This window comes from Streptomyces sp. DSM 110735 (assembly GCF_016482685.1).
In the GTDB taxonomy this organism is placed as follows: Bacteria; Actinomycetota; Actinomycetes; order Streptomycetales; family Streptomycetaceae; genus Streptomyces.
Window position 1 is genome coordinate 365,861 of sequence record NZ_JACYHF010000003.1, and the last position, 16,733, is coordinate 382,593.

General features: G+C 71.4%; 22 protein-coding genes, 1 pseudogene and 1 riboswitch. Of the genes and pseudogenes, 4 read left to right on the plus strand and 19 right to left on the minus strand.

The window, feature by feature from the left end; genetic code table 11:
- Position 1 precedes the first annotated feature (1 nt).
- The 8 genes from IF655_RS07055 to IF655_RS31740 form a co-directional block, all read right to left on the minus strand.
- Positions 2-1,210: an LLM class flavin-dependent oxidoreductase gene (locus IF655_RS07055; protein WP_199583041.1), complete on the minus strand. Its 1,209-nt coding sequence runs from the start codon at positions 1,208-1,210 to the stop codon at positions 2-4.
- Positions 1,211-1,348: 138 nt separating this feature from the next.
- The gene (locus tag IF655_RS31735; RefSeq protein WP_374100171.1) at positions 1,349-1,561 is read right to left on the minus strand and encodes a putative leader peptide; all 213 of its coding nucleotides are present in this window, start codon (positions 1,559-1,561) and stop codon (positions 1,349-1,351) included.
- A gap of 35 nt (positions 1,562-1,596) precedes the next feature.
- Positions 1,597-2,619, minus strand: coding sequence for an ABC transporter substrate-binding protein (locus tag IF655_RS07060; RefSeq protein WP_199583042.1), 1,023 nt, complete (start codon positions 2,617-2,619; stop codon positions 1,597-1,599).
- A gap of 128 nt (positions 2,620-2,747) precedes the next feature.
- Positions 2,748-3,536 carry an amino acid ABC transporter ATP-binding protein gene (locus tag IF655_RS07065; RefSeq protein WP_199583044.1) on the minus strand — a complete coding sequence of 263 codons (789 nt, stop codon included), beginning with the start codon at positions 3,534-3,536 and terminating at the stop codon, positions 2,748-2,750.
- A complete protein-coding gene (locus IF655_RS07070; RefSeq protein ID WP_199583046.1) occupies positions 3,533-4,507 on the minus strand; it encodes an amino acid ABC transporter permease in 975 nt (324 codons plus the stop codon). The genes IF655_RS07065 and IF655_RS07070 overlap by 4 nt, the downstream gene beginning before the upstream one ends.
- A 146-nt stretch (positions 4,508-4,653) precedes the next feature.
- Positions 4,654-4,800 (minus strand): hypothetical protein, encoded by a 147-nt coding sequence (locus IF655_RS07075; protein ID WP_199583048.1) that lies wholly within the window; start codon positions 4,798-4,800, stop codon positions 4,654-4,656.
- Between the two features lie 35 nt (positions 4,801-4,835).
- A riboswitch (SAM riboswitch) is annotated at positions 4,836-4,945 on the minus strand.
- A gap of 77 nt (positions 4,946-5,022) precedes the next feature.
- Positions 5,023-5,925: a glutathione S-transferase C-terminal domain-containing protein gene (locus IF655_RS07080; RefSeq protein ID WP_242488582.1), complete on the minus strand. Its 903-nt coding sequence runs from the start codon at positions 5,923-5,925 to the stop codon at positions 5,023-5,025.
- A gap of 122 nt (positions 5,926-6,047) precedes the next feature.
- The gene (locus IF655_RS31740; protein WP_374100172.1) at positions 6,048-6,137 is read right to left on the minus strand and encodes a putative leader peptide; all 90 of its coding nucleotides are present in this window, start codon (positions 6,135-6,137) and stop codon (positions 6,048-6,050) included.
- 303 nt (positions 6,138-6,440) lie between these two features.
- On the opposite strand from IF655_RS31740, the gene IF655_RS07085 reads away from it, so the two are divergent.
- Entirely contained in the window at positions 6,441-6,986 is a 546-nt protein-coding gene (locus IF655_RS07085) for a nucleotidyltransferase family protein (RefSeq protein WP_199583049.1), read from the plus strand.
- A gap of 9 nt (positions 6,987-6,995) precedes the next feature.
- On the plus strand, positions 6,996-7,850 hold the full coding sequence (locus tag IF655_RS07090; RefSeq protein WP_199583051.1) for an alpha/beta fold hydrolase: 855 nt from the start codon (positions 6,996-6,998) through the stop codon (positions 7,848-7,850).
- Between the two features lie 18 nt (positions 7,851-7,868).
- Here IF655_RS07090 and IF655_RS07095 read toward each other — a convergent pair whose 3' ends face one another.
- From IF655_RS07095 to IF655_RS07135, 9 genes and pseudogenes are all read right to left on the minus strand, one after another.
- Positions 7,869-8,882: an SDR family oxidoreductase gene (locus tag IF655_RS07095; protein ID WP_199583058.1), complete on the minus strand. Its 1,014-nt coding sequence runs from the start codon at positions 8,880-8,882 to the stop codon at positions 7,869-7,871.
- 90 nt (positions 8,883-8,972) lie between these two features.
- Positions 8,973-9,416, minus strand: coding sequence for a gas vesicle protein K (locus IF655_RS07100; RefSeq protein ID WP_199583060.1), 444 nt, complete (start codon positions 9,414-9,416; stop codon positions 8,973-8,975).
- Complete coding sequence (locus IF655_RS07105) at positions 9,406-9,645, minus strand: gas vesicle protein (RefSeq protein ID WP_199583062.1); 240 nt, start codon at positions 9,643-9,645, stop codon at positions 9,406-9,408. The genes IF655_RS07100 and IF655_RS07105 overlap by 11 nt, the downstream gene beginning before the upstream one ends.
- Positions 9,642-10,457, minus strand: coding sequence for a GvpL/GvpF family gas vesicle protein (locus IF655_RS07110; RefSeq protein WP_199583064.1), 816 nt, complete (start codon positions 10,455-10,457; stop codon positions 9,642-9,644). Before IF655_RS07110 ends, IF655_RS07105 begins: the two co-directional genes overlap by 4 nt.
- Positions 10,458-10,760: 303 nt before the next feature.
- Positions 10,761-11,082 (minus strand): annotated as a pseudogene (locus IF655_RS31055) (gas vesicle protein); the annotation flags it as partial.
- A 60-nt stretch (positions 11,083-11,142) separates the two neighbouring features.
- A complete protein-coding gene (locus IF655_RS07120) occupies positions 11,143-11,394 on the minus strand; it encodes a gas vesicle protein GvpG (RefSeq protein WP_199583068.1) in 252 nt (83 codons plus the stop codon).
- A 17-nt stretch (positions 11,395-11,411) separates the two neighbouring features.
- Positions 11,412-12,125: a GvpL/GvpF family gas vesicle protein gene (locus tag IF655_RS07125; protein WP_199583070.1), complete on the minus strand. Its 714-nt coding sequence runs from the start codon at positions 12,123-12,125 to the stop codon at positions 11,412-11,414.
- Positions 12,126-12,128: 3 nt separating this feature from the next.
- Positions 12,129-12,599: a gas vesicle structural protein GvpA gene (locus IF655_RS07130; protein ID WP_199583072.1), complete on the minus strand. Its 471-nt coding sequence runs from the start codon at positions 12,597-12,599 to the stop codon at positions 12,129-12,131.
- Between the two features lie 38 nt (positions 12,600-12,637).
- Positions 12,638-12,955 (minus strand): gas vesicle protein, encoded by a 318-nt coding sequence (locus IF655_RS07135; RefSeq protein WP_199583074.1) that lies wholly within the window; start codon positions 12,953-12,955, stop codon positions 12,638-12,640.
- Between the two features lie 314 nt (positions 12,956-13,269).
- Between IF655_RS07135 and IF655_RS07140 the strand changes: the two genes are divergently transcribed.
- On the plus strand, positions 13,270-14,139 hold the full coding sequence (locus IF655_RS07140) for a histone protein (RefSeq protein ID WP_199583076.1): 870 nt from the start codon (positions 13,270-13,272) through the stop codon (positions 14,137-14,139).
- Positions 14,140-14,142: 3 nt separating this feature from the next.
- Positions 14,143-15,120 carry an SRPBCC family protein gene (locus tag IF655_RS07145; RefSeq protein WP_199583078.1) on the plus strand — a complete coding sequence of 326 codons (978 nt, stop codon included), beginning with the start codon at positions 14,143-14,145 and terminating at the stop codon, positions 15,118-15,120.
- Between the two features lie 3 nt (positions 15,121-15,123).
- On the opposite strand, the gene IF655_RS07150 is transcribed toward IF655_RS07145, so the two are convergent.
- Both IF655_RS07150 and IF655_RS07155 read right to left on the minus strand, forming a co-directional pair.
- On the minus strand, positions 15,124-15,771 hold the full coding sequence (locus IF655_RS07150) for a DUF6221 family protein (protein WP_199583360.1): 648 nt from the start codon (positions 15,769-15,771) through the stop codon (positions 15,124-15,126).
- A 25-nt stretch (positions 15,772-15,796) separates the two neighbouring features.
- Positions 15,797-16,711, minus strand: a complete 915-nt coding sequence (locus IF655_RS07155) for an aminoglycoside phosphotransferase family protein (protein ID WP_199583080.1) — start codon at positions 16,709-16,711, stop codon at positions 15,797-15,799.
- Positions 16,712-16,733: the final 22 nt, after the last annotated feature.

The following is a 16,733-nucleotide window of genomic DNA, read 5'->3' on the forward strand; positions in this document are numbered from 1 at the left end:
CTCAGGCGGCGTAACGGTTGGCGGGGCGGTCCAGACCGAGGAGTCCGCGCAGGGTGCGGGCCTCGTAGGCGGTGCGGAAGCGGTCCCGGCGTTGCAGTTCGGGCACGAGGTCGCGGCTGATCCGGGGCAGGTCGTGCCCGGTGACGGCGGGCCGCAGCCGGAACCCGGTGAGCCCGCTTCCGGCAAGCTCCTCCAGCAGGTCGGCCAGTTCGGCGGCCGTCCCGGTGAAGACGCGGGCGTCGCTGGTGTACGGCTCGCCCGCCAGCTCGTCCAGGCGCCCGCGCCGCTCCCTCGCCTCGGCCGCCGTGTCGTCCAGGAAGACCACGAGGTCGCCGAAGACGTGCAGCGGCTGCCCTGCGCGGCCCGCCGCGTCCTGCTCGGCGCGGACCTCGCCGACTATGGCGCGGGCGTCGGCCGCGTCGTACGGCGTGACGTAGCCGATGTCGGCCTGGCGGGCGACGAGCCGGTAGGGCACGGTCTGGTGGGCCAGCGCCGTGACCAGGGGCTGTCCCTGGGGCGGGCGCGGGGTGATGGAGGGACCCTTGACGTCGAAGTGGCGGCCCTCGAAGTCGATGTAGTGCAGCTTCTCGCGGTCGATGAAGCGGCCGGTCGCCGCGTCCCGGATCTCGGCGTCGTCCTCCCAACTGTCCCAGAGCCTGCGGATCACCTCCACGTAGTCGGCGGCCTCGTCGAACAGGGGAGTCACCGCCTTCTGGGCGGCGGGGGTGTCGTAGGCGTCGAGGGGGTCGAAGACCCGGCGGCCGAAGTGGGCGGCCTCGTCGGGGCGGGCGCTGATCCGCACCCGGACGCCCGCGCGACCGGTGCTGACGTAGTCGAGGGTGGCGATCGCCTTGGAGATGTGGAACGGCTCCGTGTGCGTGACCACCACTGTCGGGACCAGACCTATGTGCTGGGTGACCGGGGCGACGCGCGCGGCGATCAGGACGGCGTCGAGCCTGCCGCGCACCTGGTCGGTGCGGTCGTCGGGCCGGAGGGGGTGCGCGGACTGCGGGGCGAGGCCGTCCTCGAAGGTGACGAAGTCGAGGAGTCCGGCCTCGGCCTCGGCGACCTGACCGGCCCAGTACGCGGCGGTGAACAGCTCGCCCGGGCGGGCGGCCGGATCGCGCCAGGAGGCGGGATGCCAGCCGGTGCCGTCGAGGGCGACGGCGAGATGCAGCCGGGAAGCGGGGGATGCGGGAGCAGAGGGCACGAGGAACGCCTTCCTTGAGGGTCCTTGCGTGGGCGAGATGAACGATGCGGGCGCGGTGCGGGGGCGGCGCGGGCGAGCGCGGGACGCACCGGTCCCGCACACAGGGGTGCGCGGTGGAGCGGAGGTCGAAGACGCGGGTCAGGCGCGACAGAGCGCGCCGGCCACCCTCTGCAGGTCTATGTGCGGCCGGGAATGCAGCAGGACGGAGCGGGCGGTCCTCAGGAGGCGCGGGCACGGCACGCGGTCCAGTCCCTGCGGCATCTCCCCCACCCCCTCCGGCTGTGGCTCTTCACGTCTCGTCATGAGGGCCAACGCCCGGCCGCCGGAAGGTGTTCCCGACACGCCGGACATCACCCGTTCGCTTTTCCGCAGCAGGTCAGCGGCGGTCAGGAGTTGTCCAGCGGCAGCCCGGGCGGGTTGATCTCCGCCTTGGTGACAGCCTCGTTGGTCAGGTTGTAGGCGGCGAGCCACTTGGCGTACTGCCCCGAGTCGATCAGGTGGTTCAGGGCGTCCGCGATGGGCTTCACGAGCCCGCTGTCCTTCTTGGTGGTGGCCGCGATCAGCCCCTGGAGCCGGGCGCCCGCACCGGAGTAGGTGCCCGCGCTGCGGGTCGGGGACGGCGATCCGGCGGACCTCTTGACATGGTAGGCGAGACCGGGGTTGGTCCCGAAGTAGGCGTCGATCCGGCCGCCGGTCAGCGCGAGGTAGGTGGCGTTCTTGCTGGCGAAGTTCTTGACGGTGAGGGTCTTGCCCTCCTTCTTCAGCTTGTCGCGCCATTCGAGGAGGATCTTCTCCTGGTTGGTGCCGTTGTCCACGGCGACCGTCTTCCCGGCGAGGTTGTGGTACTCGCCGCCGAAATTCCAGGTGCTCTTCTTCAGCACCTCGAAGCCGAGGTTGTCCTTGCGGTAGGAGGCGAAGTCGTACTTCCGCTTGCGTTCCTCGGTGTCGGTGATGTTGGCGAAGCCGACGTCGGCCTTGCCGCTGTCGATGCCGACGAACATGTTCTCCCAGGTGTAGTTGCGGATCTCGGGGCGCAGTCCGAGCACGGCGGCGACCAGCCGGGCGAGGTCGGGCTCGGCGCCGGTGAGCGTCTTCTGGTCGGAGCCGACGAAGGCGAGCGGCGGGAAGCCGTCGGGCAGCGCGCCGACCGCCACCTTCAGGGTGCCGTTCTTCCGTACGGCGGCGGGGAGTTCGGCGCGGATCGACTTCACCTCGGCGACGTTCAGCCGGGTCTCGGTGGCGGCGCCGTTGGACACCTTCCCCACGGTGACCGTGCCCCGGGCGTCGGTCGTGGTCGCGGCGTCGCTCTCTCCGCCGCAGGCGGCGAGCAGGGTGGCGAGGAGGGCGGCGGTGGTCGCCGCGACGGTGCCGCGCACCGCACGGCGCCGGGTGATGAGGTCACGGGGCATGGCTGTCCTTGTCGTTCGTACGGGAGGGAGGACGTGGGGGGCGGGAAGGCGTGGGGACGGGAGGGCGTGGGGACGGGAGGGGGTGAGGACGCGGGTGCGGACGGAAGTGCCCGCGAAACCGGGAGAGTTCAGAGGACCTTGCTGAGGAAGTCGCGCGTGCGCTCGTGCCGCGGCTTGTCCAACACCTCGGAGGGCGGTCCCTGTTCGACGATCCGCCCGTCGTCGATGAAGACGATCCGGTCGGCGACCTCGCGGGCGAAGCCGATCTCGTGGGTGACGATGACGAGCGTGGTCCCGCCGGAGGCGAGGTCCTTGATGACGGCGAGGACCTCGCCGACGAGTTCGGGGTCGAGCGCGGAGGTCGGCTCGTCGAAGAGGATGATGCCGGGTCGCAGGGCGAGGGCGCGGGCGATGGCGACCCGTTGCTGCTGCCCGCCGGACAACTGGCGCGGGTAGGCGCCGGTGCGGTCCGCGAGCCCGACCCGGTCGAGGAGTTCGCGGGCGAGTTCCCTCGCCTCGGGCTTGCTGAGGCGTCCGGTGGCGACGGGCGCGGCGGCGACGTTGTCGAGGGCGGTCAGATGCGGGAAGAGGTTGAAGTTCTGGAAGACGAACCCGATCCGGCCGCGCTGCGCGAGGATCGCCCGCTCGCTCAACTCCTTGAGCCGACCGCGGCTTCCGCGCCGTACGCCGATCAGCTCGCCGCCGACGCTGACGTGTCCGATCTCGGGCTTCTCCAGGTGGTTGACGACCCGCAGCAGCGTGGACTTGCCCGAGCCGGAGGGGCCGAGGATGACGGTGACCTCGCCGGGCCGTACGGTCAAGTCGATGCCGTCGAGGACGCGTTGGGTCCCGTACCACTTGTGCACGCCGTGGATCTCCAGCGCGGCGGGGGCGGTCTCCTGGGCGGCGGCGGTCATACGGCGCTCTCCTCACGCAGCCTGGCGCGGAGTCCGGCGAGGGCGGTGCGGGCTCTGCGCAGCGGGGTCGGGGGCAGGGCGCGGGTGGCGCCGCGCGCGAAGTACCGCTCGACGTAGTACTGCACGACGGAGACCGCGCTGGTCAGGATCAGGTACCAGACGGTGGCGACGAGCAGCAGCGGCACGATGTCGCCGGGGTAGGTGCTGCCCATGCTCTGCACCGTGCCGAAGAGGTCGAGCAGGGAGACGTAGAAGACCAGGGACGTGCTCTTGACCAGGCCGATGAGCTGGTTGACGTAGTTCGGCACGATGGAGCGCAGCGCCTGCGGGAGGACGATCCGGGTGAACTGGTAGCGCCGGGGCAGACCGAGGGCGGCGGCTGCCTCGTGCTGGCCCTGGTCGACGGAGAGCAGTCCGCCGCGCACGACTTCGGCGGCGTAGGCGGCTTCGTTGAGGGCGAGACCGATCACGGCGACCGTCATGTCGGTGGCGAGCCGGGACTCGTCGAAGGTGACGAACGCGGGACCGAAGGGGACGCCGAGGCTCAACGTGCGGTACAGCGCGCTGAAGTTGTAGAGGAAGATCAGGACGACGATCAGCGGCACCGAGCGGAACAGCCAGACGTACGTCCAGCTCACCACCCGCAGCACCGGGCTCCCGGAGAGCCGTCCGAGGGCGAGGACGATGCCGCCCAACAGCCCGAGCATGGCGGCCAGTCCGGTCACTTCGAGGGTGACGAGGAGTCCGTCGAGGACGGCGGGGCGCAGGAACCAGTAGCGGAAACGGTCCCATTGGTAGAAGGGGTTGGTGGCGAGCCCGTGCCCTATCTGGGCGACCAGCACGAGCACGACGGCGGTGGTGATCCAGCGCCCGGGTCTGCGCAAGGGCTGAACCCGCTGCGCTTTCAGTTGTCTTGATGGGACGTCAGGTATGGGCGCGGCGGTGACGACGACGCCTGGTGGTTCGCTCATGGGAGGGCGGCTCCGGCGGATTCGGGTGTCCCGGGGATGCGCGGGGCCGTACGGCGGTCACGACGGCGTACGGCACACGGCGCGCGGCGGACGGCACACCGCTGGGCGGGGTGCGTCGCGAACAAGCGTGAGAGAGAAGGGGGCTGTCAGCCCTGACAGCGGTCCGGCGCCGTACACAGCGCGCTGCTGACCCGGAGCAGATCGACGGCGCGGTCGGCGACGAGGAGCCCGGCGTACGCCGGTACGCGACGGCCGTGGGAGCGGCCGTCGGCCGTCCTGGGGGTCGCGTTCATGGCGTCACCTGTTCACTGTCCAGGCCCCGCGGGGCCCCTCGCGCTTACCGAAGTCGTCGTCGGTCCGGTCGTCACCTGGGGCACCCCACCGCGATGCGAGGGTTGCCGGTCAGCGAGCCAGGGCTTGGCGCTGACGCTCATGACCGTTCTGTGCGGCAAGTAAGGCATTCGGCCGCTCGAATGTCAACGGTTGTCCGGCAGTTGGACGCTGCCGGACCGCTCTCACCTGCGCGGAGTGTGCGGGAGACCGGTGGCGTGCGCGGCCCAGTCCAGGATCTGGACGGCCGCGCCGGCCGCTTCGAGACCCTGGCAGTGGCCGTGGTGCCTGCGGGCGATGCCGTCGAGGTCGAGGTGGGCGCCGAAGGCGGGGTGGGCGGCGAGCCGGCGGGCGTACGACCACAGGGCCGGGTGGTCCGCGATGCGGTGGACGGCGGAGGCGTCGAGGTGGCAGCGGTGCACGGTGTCGAGCTGCACCAGGCAGACCCAGAGGTGGATGTCGGCGGCCGTGATCCGCCCGTCGACCAGGTATTCCTCGCCGGTCAGCCAGCGCTCCAGGCGGCCCAGGGCGTCCAGCAGTCCGTCGAGCGCGGCGGCGCGTGCGGCGGGGTCGGTGTCGGCGGCGCCCGCGTACTGCGCGCTCTGCTCGATCTCCTCGGCGCAGAGGCGTTCGACCGCCTCGACGGTGGACTCCCAGCCCGCGGGGTGGAGGGGGTCGCCGTGGTGCGGGAGGTGGTCGAGGTCGCGCAGGATGTCGGGGGCGTGGGCGCTGACGATGCGACCGGACCAGTCGTCGCTGAGCACGGGGGCGTGGGCGGGACCGGTGTAGCGGTGCGCACTCGCCTCGTACAGCGGGCGCAGCGCCGCGTGACCGCCTCCGGGACAGTCGGGGACGGCGGGCAGCAGGGTGACCGGACAGGCGTCGCCGAGACCGAGGAGGCTGTGCCCGATGGCGAGCCGGAGGCCGTCGGCGCAGGCGGTGGAGAGGTGGAGCCGGTAGCGGTGCGCGACGGCGTAGTGGCCACTGCGCGCGTCCCGGCCGATACGCCCCCGGAAGGGCGCGGCGGCGGTACGGCGCGCGGAGGCGACGGCGGCGAACGGGGTGGAGGACAGCGGAGTGATGGACATACGTCTCCCCTGGGCGGATGGGCACGCGGAGAACGCGCGCGACGGTGGAAACGGCGTCGGTGGGGCGTCGTCGCCCCGACTGGAACCGGCTGGACCCGGCTGGAACTGACGGCGAAGAAGCGTCAGACCAGGCTGATCGCGCTGGAGACGCGCAGCAGGTCGATGTGCCGACGGGAGGTGAGCAGAGGGGAGTTGACGATCCGAAGAGGCACGCACGACGCCCCACGCCCCCTCGGGCCGGAGACCGTCACCAGGCGCACCATGTTTCCCTACCTGTTCACTAGGCTTCCCTATGGGGAGTGTCGACGCGCTCCGGCGCGACGTCAAGAGGGCGTTCACCCCCGATGACCTCTTGGCGCTCTGTTCAGAGTGGTGCCGGGTGATGTTGGGTGACCCCGGGACTCTCGGGAAAGGGCGGCACCTCTGTGGATCACGGGCTTTCCGGCGGCACGAGCGCGACGCGGCCGACACCGAGCCGGCTTCCGCTGGACGAGCAACTGCACTTCCTGCGAACGATGTTGTCGCGCAACGAGGTCCTGACCGAGGTGCTGGATCGGGCCGCGCGGCTGGACCTGCCCGGCTGGTACGTCACGGCCGGGTGCCTCTTCCAGACCGTGTGGAACGTCGTCACGGACCGGCCGCCGACCGAGGGCATCAAGGACTACGACCTCTTCTACTTCGACGCCGGTGATCTGTCCTGGGAGGCCGAGGACACGGTGATCCGGGCCGGGCGCGAGGTCTTCGCGGGCGTGCCCGCAGAGGTGGAGATCCGCAACGAGGCGCGCGTCCACCTCTGGTACGAGGAGAAGTTCGGCGTGCCCTGTCCGCCGTACGACTCCGCCGAGGCCGCCATCGACAGCTTCGCCGCGACGACGTGCTGCCTCGGGGTGCGAGTGGAGGCCGACGGGCGGTGGCGCGTGTACGCCCCGCACGGTCTGTCGGACGTGTTCGGCATGGTCGTCCGGCCGAACCCGGTACTCGCCCCGCGATCGGTCTACGAGGCGAAGACCGCCCGGTGGCGGGAGCAGTGGCCCGGGCTGACGGTCCTGGACTGGCCGTAGCATCGCCCCATGAGCCAAGTCCTCACCATCGCTCGTCCGCCCGGTGTCCGGGGAGTCCGGCTGGAGACGGAGCGGGGCGTGTTCGCGGCGCTCGCCGCCATGCCGGGCGGGTCCGCGCCGGGCGGGACCGTGCTGCTCGTGCCGGGGTTCAACGGGAGCAAGGAGGACTTTCTGCCGTTGTTGCCGGGGTTGAGTGAGGCGGGGTACGCGGTGTACGCCGTGGATCAGCGCGGGCAGTACGAGACGGGGGCGGCGTCGGCAGCCCCGGCTTACGACAGCGACTCCGCCGCGGCGGACGCGAGGGCGCTCGCCGAAGCGCTCGGCGCCGGTCCGGTGCATCTGGTGGGGCATTCCTACGGTGGGCTGGTGTCGCGCCTCGCGGTGCTCAACAGCCCCGTTCCCGAGGCGACTTGGGCTTCCCTCACGCTGATGAACTTCGGCCCGGCGGAGGTCGGGACGCCCACGCGGGAGCGGCTGGAGCTGCTGCTCGACGCCCTCGGCAGCATGGCCGTACCCGATCTGTGGCCGTATCTCCGCCCGGCAGAGGACGGTATCCCGGCGGACGTCCTGGCGTTTCTCTCCGACCGCTGGGCGCGCAACGAGCCCGAGGCGCTGCGGCTCGCGGCACGGCAACTGCTGACCGAGCCCGACCGCACAACGGACCTCAAGGACAAGGGAGTTCCGCTCTCCGTCGTCTTCGGCACCCCGGACGACACCTGGTCGGAGCAGGAGGCGGAGGCGATGGCGGAGGCTCTCGGCGCGCCGTTCACGAAGATCCCGGAGGGCGGCCACTCCCCCAACGTGCAGCGCCCTGCCGCGGTGATCGAGGCGCTGACGGGATTCTGGGCGAGCCTCGCCCCGTAGCCACCCGAAGAGCACCCCTCACGAACTCGTCGGCGGTCCCGGGCGCCTCTGGTTGTACCGCCGCGCCGCCCGGTCGTTCAACGCGCTCCCCGCGGCCCGCGCCGCCCGCGCCCACACCGGACCGCGTCGGACGCGCAGCGCGTGCCCCTGCCGCATCGTCCCGCGCGCAGCGGCGCCCGCGTCCACCGGCGCCGCGGGCAGCACGCGGGCCGCGAGACCGCTCGCCCGGGTCGTGAGGTCCGGCGCCACGCCATGCGCGACGGAGGCGAGCCGGGCGGCGGGGGTGAGCACAAGGCGGGGACGGCGGCGCTCGACAGCACGGACGATCCGCCGCGCCGCCCGCTCCGCGTCCATGGACAGCAGGGGCGCGCCCGCGAGGGCGGAGAACCAGGCGTACTCCGCCTCCGCCTGCCCGCCGAACTCCGCCTGGAGATGCGAGCCGGTGCGCATCAGTCCGGGGTGCACGGTGGTCACGCTCACCGCGCTGCCCGCCGTCTCCGCGCGCAGCCCCTCCCCCAGCGCGCGTACCGCCGCCTTGGCACACGAGTACGGCACCATGTGCGGCACCGACAGCAGCCCGCCGACCGAGCCGACGAGCCCGAGCCGACCACCGACCGGGCTGCGGCGCAGATATGGAAGGGCGGCCAGGGCGGTGTTCAGGGTGCCCTCGAAGATGGTCGCCGAGGCGTCGCGGAAGGCGCGGTTCCCGGCGATCTCGGCGGGGGCGACCTGGATGACACCGGCGTTGGCGATCACCACGTCGAGCCCGCCGGACGCCTCGGCGGTGCGCCGCACCGCCTCCGCCACCGCGTCCGGGTCCCGTACGTCGCACGGCACGAGCCCCACCCGGCGCCCGGTCCGCTCCCGCATCCAGTGGGCGGCCCGCACCAGTTCGTCGGTGTCCCGGGCGAGCAGGGTCACCCGGCAGCCCCGCCGGACCAGGCACTCGGCCATGAGCAGCCCGAGCCCCCGGGACGAGCCGGTCACCAGGGCCGACAGACCGTGGGGCATGGTGTGCCGGGCAACCGCCATGTCCTCACCTCTTCCCCGCGCCGCACCCGCCGGGATGTCCCGTTGCGGCACGTCCGCCGAGTACCCCCGCGCCGGTACGTCAACAAAGACTCAGTCCGCCGGTGGCAGCAGCGTCCCCAGCGGGCCGAGGTCGAGGTTGAGGTCGTCCATGGTGAGCCCGTACCGCGCGCACAGCCCGTTCATCCGGTCGTGCAGGATCATCAGCGTCGCCCCGAGCCGCTCCTCCTGCTCCTCGGTGAGGTCCCCCTGGTCGACGCGGTGCAGCGCCTGCCGCTCCATGAGCTGGCGCAGGAGTTCCACCAGGGTGAGGACCAGCCGGACGAGGTCCCGCTCGACGGTGTCGGGGTCGGAGCTGATGCGGCGCGCCGGTGAGCGGTCGCGCCCCTCGGAGGGCGGCAGATCACCGGGCGCTGCGGGCAGCAGCCGGAAGGCGCGCTCGGCGGCTTCGGCCACTTCCGCGAAGCGGTCCTGCGCCGCCTCGGCGGAACGGCTCTCGGCCCGCTCCGCGGAACGGTCCCTCTCCTCAGCCGCCATGCTCGTCCCCCGGTCCCGCGGGCAGCGCGAACGGCGACGGGCTGTCCTCCCCGATCGACACGATCAGCGCCCGCAGCGACACCCGCACCAGGTCGATGTCGGCGATGGACAGCACGACGTCACCGGTCAGGACGACCCCGCCGCTCAGCAGCCGGTCCAGCAGGTCGATGAGCGCGACCTGCCGCTGCGGCAGCGGCTCGTCCGACGGCGAGGGGACGTGCGTGTTCACGGCGCCGCACCCGTCGGCGCGCCCTCGGGCCCGGTGGCCGGTGTGGCGAAGGAGTACGGCACCCAGGGTCCCGTGACCTCGACCCGGACCCCCGGCAGCCCCTCGGCGGCGCGTCCCGCCTCGGTCCGGAACGCCTCGGAGTCCTCGCCCGCCACGAGATAGGCGTCGTTGACGACGTTCTCGCCCGCCCCGCCCGCGAGCGCCCCCTGCTGCACCCGGTGCCGGGCGCGTTCGACGGCGTAGCGCCGCCCGGTCTCCTCGACCGCGGCGGCTGCCTGCTGGGCGGCCCGGTGGACGCTGTCGCGGTGGGTCTGCTGCCGCCTGCGTCCGCGCAGGTACGAGCGTCCGGGGGTCAGCTCCGCCGCGGACCCGGCGTCGGGTTCCGGGGCGGCGGAGGCGGGGTCGGCGTAGATCTTCACGCCCCACTCGACGTGCCCGGCCAGCCGGTCGAGCCGGGACGCGAACAGCTCCCGCCCCTCGTCCAGCACGTCCCGCGCCCTCGCGTCGTCCAGGTACACGGTCGCCAGGCGCAGCGGCAGTACGGTCGTCCGGGCGCCCAGGGTCTCGATCACCTGGTGGTGGGCGCGGGCGACGGTCTCCAGCCAGTCCAGGTCCTCCAGATGCCGGGCGAGGGCGTCCTCGCGGAAGTCCTCGGCGGGGACCTGCCCGGTCACGAGCAGCAGTGTGTCGTCGTGGGCGGAGGGCAGCAGCCGGACCGGGGCTCCGGCGACCCCGTCGAGCGCGGTAGCCGCCTCGTCCAGACCGTCGGCGGTGCGGGCGACGGCGTACGCGTAGGTGAGGAGGTCACTCATCGCGGGTCCGTCGGCGGGTGCGGGCGGTACGCGGCCGCTCGGTGCGGGCGCGTTCCGTACGCGAGCGTTCCGTACGCGGGCGCGTCCTCTTCGGGCGCGGTTTCTCCTCGGGCTCGGGCGGCTCCTCCTCGGCTTCCTCCGGCTCTTCTTCTTCCAGCTCCTCTTCCGGTTCTTCTTCCGGCTCCTCGATGTCGGCCAGTTCTTCCTCTTTTTCCTCCGCCTCTTCGTCGTCGGCCGGTTCGTCGCCCTCGACCAGTTCACCGACCTCGACTGCCTCACCGGTCTCGGCAAGCTCCCGTTCCTGCCGCAGCGCCTCGATCTCCTCGCGCAGCCGCTGGTTCTCCTCGGCGAGCGACCGCTGTCCCTCGCCCCGGCTGCGCGAGGACAGGGCGGGATCGTGCTCCCACCAGTCGATGCCCATCTCCTTCGCCTTGTCGACGGAGGCGACGAGCAGCCGGAGTTTGATCGTGAGCAGCTCGATGTCGAGCAGGTTGATCTGGATGTCGCCCGCGATGACGATGCCCTTGTCGAGCACCCGTTCCAGGATGTCGGCGAGGTTGGCGGAGGAGCCCTGTCCGTACGGCGGCGCCGCCCGCGAGGGGGTGGAGCCGAACCGGCTGGCCATGGGGTCGGTCACGGTGATGCCTCGTGTTCCGTCGGTGCCGGGTGCGTGCCGGGTACCGGGTCAGGTCTGTCCGCCCTGTCGGTGGGCCCGGATCTCCTCCAGCCGGTCGAGCAGCTCGTCCTCGCGCCGGTCGAAGGTCTCCTCGTCGATCTCCCCGGCGACCAGCCGCCGTTCCAGTTCGGCGAGTTCACGCTTGACGGGGGCCGGGTCGTAGTACTCGTTCTCGGCCGCCTCCAGGACGCGCTCCATGACCCAGCCGACGCCGCGCACCGGCGCGAGCGGCAGGGTCACGATCTGGGTGAAGAGACCCATGGGACTGTCCTCTGTCCTCAGACGAAGCTGTAGGGAGGAAGGGGGCCGTGCAGCCGCAGGTCGAGGTCGTCGCCCAGTTGGTGCGCGACGCTCAACTCGGTGGTCAGGAAAGCCTCTTCCTGATCCTCGGGCACCAGGAACGACACACTGAGGAAGTCCTCGCCGGTCGGCTGGGTGGAGTCCACGTCCCGTGCGAACGGGCGCAGCGCCTCGACCACTCCGGTGGCCAGCGCCTCCTGCCGTGCCTGCACCTCCCGCGCGACCATCTCGCCCAGCCGCACGGGCGCGCCCACATCGGCGGTACCGGCGCGGATCGCGTCGTTCAGCTCCCGTGCCGCGCTGGATTCCTCGAGGATCTGCCGCAGCAGGCTGTCCTCGTCCTGCGTGGCCTTCAGGTGGTACTCGGAGCACCCTTCGAGTGCCCGGAGCCGCTCGGTGTATTCGTCGGCGCGCTCCTCCAGCGCGGCTCGTACGGCGTCGTCGTCCGCCGCGACGAGCCCGAAGCGCAGCGGCAGGATCGTGCCGTCGGCCATGAGCCGTTCCTGCACCTCCTGGTGCGCGCCGATGTCGCGGCGCTTGGGGCGCAGGTTGTCGGGCGCGTCACTGACGACGGCGCTCAGCGCGCCCGCGGTCACGGCGCGCAGTCCGGAGGGCTCCTCGCCCACGCCGCGCAGACCGTCGAGGCGCAGCGGGTGCTGTTTTCCGGTGACGGAGTAGATGTATACGGCCATGGCTCATTCCTTCTCGCGGGCCGAACTCCGCTCCCGCCGGGAGGACCGCCGGGCCGGACGCCGCTTCCTCTCCACGGGCTCCTCCTCTTCTTCTTCTTCCTCCTGGTCACCACCGGTCGCGCCCTTGAGGGACTCGGTGACCGCCTCGACGGCGCCGGTGATCGCGCCCTTGGACTTGCCCTGGGCGCCGCTCTCCATCGAGTCGCCGACGATGTCGGTGAGCTGGGCGGGAGCCTTCCGGCCGGATTCGAGGTCGAGCCGGTTGCACGCCTCCGCGAACCGCAGATACGTGTCGACGCTGGCCACGACGACGCGGGCGTCGATCTTCAGGATCTCGATCCCGACCAGGGAGACACGGACGAACACGTCGATGACGAGTCCCCGGTCGAGGATGAGCTCCAGGACGTCGTAGAGGTTTCCGCTCCCGCCGCCGCCCTGGGCGACCGGTCCTCCGCCTTGTGGCACCAGGCTCATGGCGCCTCTCCCTTCACCGGCCGCCCGGGCGCCTCGCCTCAGCCTCGCCGGTCGATCTGTCCTCGGGTGTAGCGACGGGTCCTCTCGTACGCCACGAGATCGCCCTCCTGGTCGAGGGTGACCCGGTAGGTGGCCATGACGCTGGTGGTCTCGGGGACTCGCTCCAGTTCGAGTACCTCGACATCGGCTTCCCACCCGTCCTCGGTGGGTTTCAATGCGGAGACCGACTCGGGGGAGCGCCCGAGCAGCTCCCGCAACTGCTCGGCGGCGGTGCGCATGGCCCATGCGGCGTTGCCCTTGCGGGTGCCGCGGCTGCCGCCGGCGCGGCGCTTGGCGGGTTCCTCTGCTGCGGCCATGGTCTCTCCGGTGATCGGATCTCTCCGCTGGTTCGGAGCGGGCGCCAGAATCCACGCGCGAACATACAATTTCATCATAACGGCGTATATGCCGCATGAAGGTCGGCCGGTGCCGCAGCAGCGCATCGCGGCGGACGTGGGTGGGGTTGTGTGCGTATCCGTCTGCGCCGTTCGCTGTCCGTCTGTACGTCTACCTGAACGTCTACGTCTGTACGTCTCCGTCTGTACGTCCACGTCTCATGATCGCGGGCTGGGCCCGGGGCTGTCGCCGGGAGAGCGGGCACCCGTCCTGCCGCTCGTGGAGGGACCGTTTCATGAACGACACGACCAAAGTCGCTCTCGCCGCTGCCGTCGCGGGTGGCTATGTGCTGGGGCGCACCAAGAAGGCGCGGCTCGCCTTCGGCCTGGCGACCTACCTCGCCGGGCGGCGCTTCGGGCTCAACCCCCAGCAGTTGCTGAGCGAGGGGCTGGGGCGCCTGGGCGAGGTGCCGGGCGTCTCCGAGCTGAACGAGCAGGTGCGCGGGGATCTGCTGAGCGCGGGCCGCAAGGCCCTGGCCGCCACCGCCGACCGTCGGCTGGCCGACCTCGCCGACTCCCTGCACGAGCGCACGCGGCGCATCGGGGAGAAGGACGAGGAAGAGGAGGAAGAGGAGTACGACGAGGAGGAGCCCGGCGAGGAGGAACCGGAAGAGGAGGTCGAGGAGGCGGAGTTCGAGGAGGAGGAAGAGGAACCCGAGGAGCCGGAGGACGAGGAAGAGGAACCCGGCGAGGAGGAAGAAGAGGAGGAGGAGCCGGAGGAACTGGAGGACGAGGAGGAAGAGGAACCCGGCGAGGAGGAGGACGAAGAAGAGGAAGAGGAGCCGGAACCTCCGCGTCGGCGCCGTCCGCCCGAGAAGAAGCAGGCAGCGCCGTCCCGCAAGGCTGCCCCCGCGAAGAAGGCGCCCGCCAAGAAGGCGCCCGCCGCGAAGAAGGCTCCAGCGAAGAAGGCACCGGCCAAGAAGACGGCGCAGAAGCAGGCGGCGAAGAAGTCCGCGAAGTCCGCTCCCGCCGCGAAGAAGCAGCCCTCGAAGAAGGCGGCGGCCAAGAAGGCGCCCGCGAAGAAGGCACCGGCCAAGAAGGCTCCGGCGAAGAAGAGCGCGGCGAAGAAGACGGCCGCCAAGAAGACCGCCGGGCGGGGGAGGTAAGCCATGGCCGCCAAGGACAGCGTCAAGGACAAGGCGCCGAGCTCCGGTCTGGACATGCTGCGCGACGAACTCGTCGACTACCTCGGCGCCCAGGCGGAACACCTGGTCGGCAAGACCGGCGACCGGCTGTCCGACCTGACGGAGCAACTGCTCGACAGCGCCGACAACGGCGGCTTCCTCACCGGCGTGGGCGGCCGACTCCTCCAGGGCGAGTCACCGCTGAAGGCGATCGTCAGCGAGAAGGCCGGGAACATCAAGGACAACCTGCTGGGCAAGGCGAAGGACGTGTTCGGCAAGGGGAAGGGCAAGGGCAAGTCGGGGACCACCAAGGTCATGAACATGATCGAGGTCCTCGACGTGGGCGTGCCGCTCCGCAAGGCGTACGACCACTGGACGGAGTACGGCGAGTTCAGCGGCTTCACCAAGGGCGTCCGCAGCGTCAGCCAGCACGGCGAGGTCGACAGCGACTGGAAGGTGAAGGTCGGTCCTTCGACTCGCGGCTGGAAGGCCACCGTGGAGACACAGATCCCCGACGACCGCATCGTCTGGAACTCCGAGGGCGCCAAGGGCACCACCCACGGCTGCGTCAGCTTCCACGAACTCGCGCCCAGCCTCACCCGCATCGTCCTGGTCGTCGAGTACTACCCCTCCGGTTTCTTCGAGAAGACCGGCAACATCTGGCGCGCCCAGGGCCGCCGCCTCCGCCTGGACTTCAAGAACTTCCAGCGCTACGTGACCTTCACCGACAAGGACGTCGAAGGCTGGCGCGGCGAGATCCGCGACGGCGAGGTGGTCCGCACCCACGAGGAGGCGATGGAGGAGGAAGAACAGGAAGAGCCGGAAGAGGGCGAGGAAGAAGAGGAGTACGAGGACGAGGAGTCCCCGGAGGAGGAGGAAGACGAAGACGAAGACGAAGAAGACGAGGGCGACGGCGAATACGAGGACGAGGAGTTCGAGGACGAGGAGGAAGAGGAGAACTGAACCCTAGGGGCGCCACTCCCGGCGGTAATCAGGGTGCTCGGCGTACGACTGCGCGAGCACCTTGAGCGCGTACGCCAGCCCTTCACGGCGCGCGTCCGCCGGTTCCATCGCCTCGTACTCCCCGGCCAGCATGTCGATCAGGTCGAGCATCGGCAGGTGACTGTCGAGAAGGGCGTCCCCGCCGAAGCGGTGGGCCACGTCGGCGTAGGCGTGGTTGTCCGCCATGTTCCGCTCCCGAAGGAACCTCACGAAGTCGCTCAAGTCGCTTCCCTGGTCGGTTAGTTCCTTCGCGTTCCCGACGAAGACCGGGCCGCAGTGTGGTGGCAGGCGCTCGACGACCATCGCCACAGCGGTCCGGGCACTGTCCGTCTCGGCGATGCGCGGGCTGTTCCGGCTCGGCCCCTCGACGTAGTACCGCCCGTCTTCCAACGTGCCGATGTACGGGAGGTCCCAGGTGTACGGCTTCTCTGTGCACCTGCTGAAGTGCAGCTCCCACATACCGGCCCACGGATGGAGCCGGCGCAGCAGCGGCTCGGCATGAGCCAGCCGCACCAGCTCGGCGAAGGGCTCCCGCAGCGGTGACCTTTCCGACAGGGACGGTTCGCCGTAGGTGGTGAGCAGTGCGTGCCACGCCGCTTCGACCGAACGCATCCTTCAACTCCCCCCGAAACCGGGCTCAATGACGCCCCGCCGCCGTGAGCCGTGCTAGTGACGCCCGGCCCGGAGGGCCCCAGCTCGGTTTGCCGCCGGGGCGGCCCTCGTCGCCCGCGTGGCCGATGTGGAGGCAGGACAGGGCGCGCAGGACTGCCCAGCCCCGGGCGCGGCGGAGGGTCGCGGGGTCGGGGGTCGAGTACGCCGCGTGGAAGAGGTCGACGGCGCTGTCCGGGAGGAGGATCCACGCGGCGGCGAGGTCGAAGGCCGGGTCGCCCGCGAAGAGGTCGCCGAAGTCGATGACGCCGCAGAAGGTGCCGTCGGTGGTGAGGACGTTGGCGGGGTGGAGGTCGCCGTGGAGCCAGAGGCGGGGACCGGTCCAGGCGGGCGCGGCGGCGGCGTCCTCCCAGACGACGCGGACGGCGTCCGGGTCGGGGACCAGACCGAGGTCGGCGGCGGAGGCGAGCGCCCGGGTGAGATGGTCGGCGGTCTCGGCCAGTACGCCACCTCGGTCACGCCCGGAGGGCGCGTCGTCGGGGGCGGGGCGGTGGAGCGCGGTCAGGAAGGCGGCCAGGACGGCTGCCGCTTCCGTGGGGCGCGTCGCGGGGGCGCGGTCAGCGGGCTCGCCCGGCACCCAGGTGGTGACGAGCCAGGGACGCGGAAACCGTTCCGTGGGCTCACCGAGCCGCTGCGGGACGGGAATCGGCAGCGGAAGACGCGGCGCGAGCCCCGGCAGCCAGGCGTGTTCCTTCCGCAGCAGCGCGTCCGCCGAGTCCGTCGCCCACGGCATCCGCACCGCGAGGTCGTCACCGAGCCGCCACACCTGATTGTCCCAGCCGAGCGCCCCGAGCTTGAGGGGGCGGTCCGCGAGATCGGGGTACTGCTCGCGCAGCAGCTCCCGGATCATGTCCTCGGTGATGTCCGTCTGGGTGGCCGTCATGCGGAGCAACGCTAGCGGGATG